At 71.1% G+C, this 7,250-nt stretch carries 6 protein-coding genes; 1 reads left to right on the forward strand and 5 read right to left on the reverse strand.

Translation table 11 applies throughout. From position 1 onward, the window contains the following. Nucleotides 1–252: 252 nt before the first annotated feature. Entirely contained in the window at nt 253–873 is a 621-nt protein-coding gene (locus ACKVMH_RS11920) for a DUF1294 domain-containing protein (protein ID WP_412700453.1), read from the reverse strand. Between the two features lie 173 nt (nt 874–1,046). Between ACKVMH_RS11920 and ACKVMH_RS11925 the strand changes: the two genes are divergently transcribed. Then, a complete protein-coding gene (locus tag ACKVMH_RS11925; RefSeq protein ID WP_412700454.1) occupies nt 1,047–3,293 on the forward strand; it encodes an NADP-dependent isocitrate dehydrogenase in 2,247 nt (748 codons plus the stop codon). Between the two features lie 144 nt (nt 3,294–3,437). Here ACKVMH_RS11925 and ACKVMH_RS11930 read toward each other — a convergent pair whose 3' ends face one another. The 4 genes from ACKVMH_RS11930 to ACKVMH_RS11945 are packed head-to-tail and all read right to left on the reverse strand — an operon-like array spanning nt 3,438 to nt 7,083. Further along, nucleotides 3,438–4,529, reverse strand: a complete 1,092-nt coding sequence (locus tag ACKVMH_RS11930; RefSeq protein ID WP_412700455.1) for a DUF4344 domain-containing metallopeptidase — start codon at nt 4,527–4,529, stop codon at nt 3,438–3,440. 54 nt (nt 4,530–4,583) lie between these two features. After that, entirely contained in the window at nt 4,584–6,053 is a 1,470-nt protein-coding gene (locus tag ACKVMH_RS11935; protein ID WP_412700456.1) for a hypothetical protein, read from the reverse strand. Then, the gene (locus tag ACKVMH_RS11940) at nt 6,050–6,295 is read right to left on the reverse strand and encodes a hypothetical protein (protein WP_412700457.1); all 246 of its coding nucleotides are present in this window, start codon (nt 6,293–6,295) and stop codon (nt 6,050–6,052) included. The genes ACKVMH_RS11935 and ACKVMH_RS11940 overlap by 4 nt, the downstream gene beginning before the upstream one ends. Beyond that, nucleotides 6,268–7,083, reverse strand: a complete 816-nt coding sequence (locus ACKVMH_RS11945) for an ABC transporter ATP-binding protein (protein ID WP_412700458.1) — start codon at nt 7,081–7,083, stop codon at nt 6,268–6,270. Before ACKVMH_RS11945 ends, ACKVMH_RS11940 begins: the two co-directional genes overlap by 28 nt. Nucleotides 7,084–7,250 lie beyond the last annotated feature (167 nt).

The raw sequence follows: 7,250 nt of genomic DNA on the forward strand, positions 1-7,250 counted from the left end.
CGCGTCGACGCCGCCAGCACGCGGTCGGCCAGCGCCGCGGCCTCCTCGACCGAGCCCGCGCGCACGAGCAGGCAGGTGTCCCAGCCGTCCGGCCCGCCGGTCATCGGGTCGTCGTCGTCGTTGCCCCAGCGGATGACTTCGTAGAGATCCATCGCTTCCTCGCGTGCGTGGCCTGGCCGTGGGGAACACTACCGCGGGGCCGCGGGTGGCGCCGGCCACCCTCCGCAACTTGGCGAGCGTGGCTGAGGCGCGTCAGCCCCCGAACGCCTGCGCCAGCCCGGCCGCGTGCCCGGACGAGACCAGCCACCCCACGGCGGCGAGGTTGACCACCACGGTTACCCAGAACATGGACTGGAACGACTGCTTGATCGTCTTGTGCCGGAACTGCTGCTGGGCAATCAGCGCGCCGGGCCAACCGCCAAGCAAGTCGATCAGGTGCAGGTTGCCCTCCGGCGTTCTGCGGGCGCCCCGCCCGGCCGCCGCCTTGTCGGACCGGTACATGAGGTAGGACACCGCACCGAGGGCGACATAGGCGCCGGCAACAAACATCGGAATCCACCCGATGAGCGCGGCCACCGCGGCAGCGATCAACGCGGCGGTGCCGATCGCGGCACGGGGCAGCCGTGACGGGTGCCGCGGCACTTCGATCCGTTGCCCCGCGTGCCGGATCTCCCGAGCCTGCAGCCGACCCTGCGCGTCCCTGCTTGGCCGGTAGGAAATGAGGTCACCCTGCACGGGGCGACGCGAGCCCCGCTGGAACGCGTTGACGTGCACGAACGCCCGATCACCACCACCGCTGGGCACTACGAAGCCGAACCCCTTGTCATCGTTCCAGTCCGTGATTCGACCCGCGAACCGCATCGTCGTCTCCATCAACGCCTCACTCTCAATAGTCTTCGTGAATCCCGCGCGCCATCGTCGCCGCTCCGCAGCGTATTCCATCCGCCGGCGTACGCCGGCCTTTTGCCCTACCCACGCGCCGGCGCGACAATGCGAGGCTGCCGCGCGGTTGCACGCGCCACTCCCTCAAAGGAATCGAGTCCCCCATGTCCGACACCCCCCAGCCGCAGAACCCGAAGATCATCTACACCCTCACCGACGAAGCCCCGTTCCTGGCCACGCAGTCACTGCTGCCGATCGTCGAGGCGTTCGTCGAGAGCGCGGGGGTCCAGGTGGAGACGCGCGACATCTCGCTGGCGGGGCGGATCCTGGCGCAGTTCCCGGACGTGCTGCCGGCCGACAAGCAGGTCGGCGACCATCTGGCCGAGCTGGGCCAGCTGGCCACCACGCCGGACGCCAACATCATCAAGCTGCCCAACATCTCGGCCTCGGTGCCGCAGCTGAAGGCGGCGATCAAGGAGCTGCAGGCGCAGGGCTACCCGCTGCCGGACTACGTCGACGAGCCGAAGACCGACGCCGAGCGCGACGCCAAGGCACGCTATGACCGGGTCAAGGGCAGCGCGGTCAACCCGGTGCTGCGCGAGGGCAACTCGGACCGCCGCGCGCCGCTGTCGGTAAAGAACTACGCGCGCAAGCACCCGCACCGGATGGGCAAGTGGTCGGAGCAGTCGCAGTCGCACGTGGCGCACATGGACGGCGGCGACTTCTACGGCAGCGAGCAGTCGGTGACGGTGGACAGCGCCACCGACGTGCGCATCGAGCTGGTCGGCACCGATGGCGTGGTCACGGTGCTGAAGGAGAAGACCGCGCTGACCGACCGCGAGATCATCGACGCCTCGGTGATGGACACGCGCCGGCTGGCGCAGTTCTTCGATGCGCAGATCGACGACGCCAAGGCCAAGGGCGTGCTGTTCTCGCTGCACCTGAAGGCGACGATGATGAAGGTCTCCGACCCGATCATCTTCGGCGTGGCGGTCAACCGCTTCTACGCGCCGGTGCTGGCCAGGTACGACCGCGAGTTGATGGAGGCCGGCTTCGACGCCAGCAACGGCATCGGCGACCTGTACGCGCGGCTGGCCACGCTGCCGGCGGACCTGCAGGCCTCGATCAAGGCCGACATCGATGCGCTGTACGGCGAGCGCCCGGCGCTGGCGATGGTCAACTCCGACAAGGGCATCACCAACCTGCACGTGCCGTCCGACGTGATCGTCGACGCGTCGATGCCGGCGATGATCCGCGACAGCGGCAAGATGTGGAACGCGAACGGCGAGCTGCAGGACGCGAAGGCGGTGATCCCGGACCGCTGCTATGCCGGCATCTACCAGGTCGTCATCGACGACTGCAAGGCGCACGGCGCGTTCGACCCGGCCACCATGGGCAGCGTGCCCAACGTCGGCCTCATGGCGCAGAAGGCCGAGGAATACGGCAGCCACGACAAGACCTTCCGCGCGCCGCGCGACGGCACCATCCGGGTGGTCGACACGGCCGGCAAGGTGCTGCTGCAGCACGCGGTGCAGGCCGGGGACATCTGGCGCATGTGCCAGACCCGCGACCTGCCGGTGCAGGACTGGGTGAAGCTGGCGGTCAGCCGTGCGCGCATCACCGGTACGCCGGCGGTGTTCTGGCTGGACCCGCAGCGCGCGCACGACGCGCAGCTGATCGCCAAGGTGGAGGTCTACCTGAAGGACCACGACACCAAGGGCCTGGACATCCGCATCATGTCGCCCGAGGAGGCGATGCGGACGTCGCTGTCGCGCGCCCGGCGCGCGCTGGACACGATCTCGGTGACCGGCAACGTGTTGCGTGACTACCTCACCGACCTGTTCCCGATCCTCGAGCTGGGCACGTCGGCCAAGATGTTGTCGGTGGTGCCGCTGATGGCCGGTGGCGGCCTGTTCGAGACCGGCGCCGGCGGCAGCGCGCCCAAGCACGTGCAGCAGTTCGAGGCCGAGGACTACCTGCGCTGGGATTCGCTCGGGGAGTTCCTCGCGCTGGCCGCCTCGCTCGACCATGTCGCCGAGAACACCGGCAACGCCCGCGCGCAGGTGCTGGCCAAGACGCTGGACCAGGCGACCGGCAAGTTCCTGGACACGGACAAGTCGCCGTCGCGCAAGCTGGGCGGCATCGACAACCGCGGCAGCCACTTCTACCTGGCGATGTACTGGGCGCAGGCGCTTGCGGCGCAGGATGACGACGCGGCTCTGAAGGCGAAGTTCGCCCCGTTGGCCCGGGCGCTGGAAGAGAACGAGGAGAAGATCATCGGCGAGCTGGTCGCGGTGCAGGGCAAGCCGGTCGACCTGGGCGGTTACTACCACCCGGACCTGGCCAAGGTCGGTGCGGCCATGCGGCCGAGCGCGACGTTCAACTCGGCGCTGGCGGCGTTGCAGGGCTAGCTGGCGACAGTGGAATCGAAGCCCGGGCGAACCCGACGCCCGGGCTTTTTTTGTCCCTGACCAATCACCTGCGTGTAGGAGCGACGTCAGTCGCGACCCGCCGAACGCTGGGGTGTGATGTACAGGTCGCGACTGACGTCGCTCCTACAGGGGTTGGGCCGGGGTTGTGGGTTTGATGGCGCGCGCAGGTTCGGCACCGGCGGGTTCGGGGGTCGGCGCGACCACCGCCGGGACGCCGGCCTCGCCGCGGCTGCGCTCGCGGTCGCGCAGCCAGGCTTCGGCTTCGTCGACGCTCATCTTGTAGGCGGGGGCGAGGTGCGGCGCCAGCAGGCGCACCCAGGCGTCGTTGGCACGACGCGCTTCGGTGGGGCAGGTCTTCGCGCGGGTCTCGGGCAGGTCGCCGCGCTCGACCATGTCGGCGAAGCGCTCCGGGTCGGAGCCGTACAGCAGGCACTGCAGGTTGAAGTAGCGCTGCAGGCCGAGCGAGTGGGTGTCGGCGTAGGCCTGCATGGTCACGTCGGTGCCGGCGTCGGCCAGGAAGGAATGGCTGGCCATGCGCAGGTTCTGCGCGACCTCGCGCGGGGACTCGTCCTCGCCGCCGATGCGCTGCATCAGCGCGGTGGCGAACTGGTCGACGGCGTCTTCCTGGCGGCCGGTCACCGGCAGGTCGAGCAGGTCGATCAGGGCGTGGCCGGTCTCGTGGGCGACCACGAAGCGGACGTTGGCCCAGACGTAGCGCTGCGCGAGCTGGTCGGCCGGGATGTCGGGCAGGTCCAGCGCGCTGCCACCCGCGGCGGCGAGGTCCTCGCCCTGCGCGTACAGGGCGTGCAGCATCTCGTAGCACAGCACCACTTCGCGCTTGCCGGGCAGGTAATAGGCGTCGGGCTTGCCGCAGGCGGTGGCGACGTAGGTGATCGGGGCCGGCAACAGCAGCAGGCCGTCGAGCCACTTCACCTCGGGCAGCCGACGCAGCAGGTCTTCCTCTCGCACGCGCTCGGCAGTGGCCGCCATCGCCGGGTCGAGCGGGTCGAGGTAGCGGTAGGTGAAGTTGACCGGGTCGGGCGTGCCGGGCACCGGCGCTTCCGCTGCCGGCGGGTCGGCCTCGGGTTCGGCGGCGGGCAGGTGCGGGGCGGGCGGTGCGTCGGACGCGTTGGCCACCCAGCTGGCATGGCCCCAGGCGCCAACAACCATGCCGGCCAGCACCAGCCCTGTTCCCGTGATAATCCTCTTGAGCATCGCTCGCTCCCCCTGCGCACGCCGCCATGGTACGGCGGCGGCGTGCGCGCGGTGTCAGCGCTGGAGGAACAGATGCGGGCGGCGCTTCATCCGTTGCCAACAGCCCATCGCGTGCACCGCCAGCACCGCGTAGGCGAACAGCCACGCCAGCGCCAGCACCAGCGGCGCCTGTCCCTGCCCGTCGCCGTGCACCGCGTACAGGATGGTGCCCATCGCGAACACCAGCATCGGCCCGGCCACCACCGCCATGCGCCAGCCGTCCATCCGTTGTCCGGCCAGCGGCCGCAGGCACGCCAGCACCGTGGTCAGCACCACGCCGACACCCGCCATCAGCACCAGTGCCAGCAGCGGTGCGGGCATCGCGAGCAGCGCGCCCATCACCGCCAGGATCAGCAGTACGGCGCCCATGGCCAGCGCGGGTGCGCGCAGCACGCCGCCCAGCACCACGGCGCGGCGGCTGTCGGGGTCGTCGCCCAGGCCCGGCAGCAGCGCCAGCTCTTCGACCTCGCCGCCCTGCTTGCGGCTCATCGCGTCCAGCCGCTGGCCGTACATCACCACCCGCACCGCGGCGCCGCCGATGGCGCCGCCGACCAGCACGCCGGGGTCGCCGTCCTCGCCCAGTGCGCTGAGCCAGAGGTAGGCCATCGCCGCCACGCCCACGGCAAGCTGCACGACGATCTGGCTGCCCGACAGCGGCGCGAACGGCGTGCCCAGCAGGGCGCGCACGGCCAGTACCGGGCGAGCGGGACCGGCATCGCGCGTCTGCCCGGCCGGCCACAGCCAGTCCGGCAGTTGCGCGGTGGCGGCATCGCCGCTCATCCACGAGAACCCGCCGCCGGTGCGCGGATTGCCGACTACCGCCGGCTGCCACCAGACCGAGCCGTCCTGGCCGGGCTCGCGGTGAGCGATCGCCCACCAGCGCCACGCGGCCAGCGCCAGTGCGGGCGGCGCGAGCCAGGTCAGGTGGTGCATCGTGAGCGCCGGCCACTGCAGGGTCCCGGTCGGCAGGACCCGCTCAAGGATCATGGCCATCAGCCCCAGCACCAGCGGCGCCAGGCACAGGGCGAGATAGACGATGCGCGGCAGGGTCGCCGCCAGTACGCCGGCGCAGGCACCCAGCGCCATCGCGCAGATGGCGACCGCGAGGTCCACCCCGCCCAGCGACAGCAGCAGTGCCGGCACCAGCACCGTGGCCAGGAAGACCAGTGCGACGGTGCCGCCGATGGCCATCGCCACGCCGGGCATGCGCGACCGGTGCGCCTCGATGTGCAGCAGCAACAGCCGGGCGAACCAGATACCCCACAGCGCGGCCACCGCCAGCCCGGACAGGAACAGCGCGACCGACACCCGCTCGGCATCCTCGATGGTGGCCAGCGCCAGCCAGCCCAGCCCCCCCAGCACCAGCGCGAGCACGACCGCGAAGACGCGCGACAGCAGGCTGGCACTGCTGGCGAGCAGCGCCGCCGCATGCCGGGTGCGCCAGCCGAACGTGTCGGTGTCGTGGGGGTAGGCGGAGGCGTTCACTCGGCCACCTCGACGAACAGGTCCTCCAGCGACAGCACGTCGGCGTGCACCCCCGGCGCGGTCACCAGCGCCGGCCACGCGATGCCCTCGTCGCGCACCACCACCAGCGACAGCGCCCCGTCGGGCAGTGCGCGCCGCGCGACCTCGCCCGGCACCCGGCCGACCAGTTGGTCCGCGGCGGACGCCGGCACGCGCAGGCGCAGGTGGCGTTCCTTCAGCGTGTCCAGTTCGGTCTGCAGCACCACCCGGCCCTCGTGCATGAAGGCGACATGCGAGGCGGCGCGCTCCAGGTCGGAGACGATGTGGGTCGAGAACAGGANGTGTCCAGTTCGGTCTGCAGCACCACCCGGCCCTCGTGCATGAAGGCGACATGCGAGGCGGCGCGCTCCAGGTCGGAGACGATGTGGGTCGAGAACAGGACGCTGGTACCGGACTCGCCGGCGCGCTGGGCGATCTCGCGCAGCAGCTCACGGCGGGCGACGGGGTCCAGCGCAGCGGCCGGCTCGTCGAGCACCAGCAGCTCGGGCCGCGGCGCCAGCGCGCGGATGATCGCCACCCGCTGGCGTTCGCCGGGCGACAGCTTGGCCAGCACCTTGTTGGTCGGCAGGCCCCAGCGGTCGAGTGTGGCGGTCACGAAGGCGGCGTCCCAGCGCGGGTAGAAGCGGCCGATGAAATCCATCATGTCGCCCACCTTCAGCCACGGCAGTGCCTCGGGCTGCTGCGGCACGTAGCCCAGTCGCGCCTTGCGGGCGTCGTCGAGCATCAGCGACCGCTGGCCCCAGATGTGCGCCTGGCCGGCGTCGGGTTCGACCAGCCCGAGCAGGATCCGGATCAGGGTCGACTTGCCGGCGCCGTTGCGGCCGATCAGGCCCAGCACAGCGCCGGGCTCCAGCTGCAGGTTGGCGCCGGCCAGCACGGTCTGGCCGTCGTAGCGCTTGTCCACCCCGCGCACGCTGATCGGCGGTTCCATCGCGAAGGACAGGTCGAGCGGGGCGGCCGGGGCGACGGCCGGTTGGGCGACAGCGTTCATGCGTGTTCCTCCATCCGTAGGCGGAGCCGGGCAAGCAGTTCGTCCGGCGAAAGTTCGAGCTCGCGCGCCTGGCGGGCGAGCGCATCGAGGGCGGGTTCGAGCAGGTCCCAGCGCTGCTGCGGCGACGGCGGCGCGGCGGCGCCCGCGGCCACTGCCATGCCCTTGCC

Origin of the sequence: Lysobacter zhanggongensis (assembly GCF_046638635.1) — a bacterium.
Taxonomy (GTDB): Bacteria; Pseudomonadota; Gammaproteobacteria; order Xanthomonadales; family Xanthomonadaceae; genus Novilysobacter; species Novilysobacter luteus.

What these genes read in the sequence shown, in the direction of transcription:
- ACKVMH_RS11920 (WP_412700453.1), bottom strand. Translation starts at nt 873, where the DNA reads ATGGAGACGACGATGCGGTTCGCGGGTCGAATCACGGACTGGAACGAT.
- ACKVMH_RS11925 (WP_412700454.1), top strand. Translation starts at nt 1,047, where the DNA reads ATGTCCGACACCCCCCAGCCGCAGAACCCGAAGATCATCTACACCCTC.
- ACKVMH_RS11930 (WP_412700455.1), bottom strand. Translation starts at nt 4,529, where the DNA reads ATGCTCAAGAGGATTATCACGGGAACAGGGCTGGTGCTGGCCGGCATG.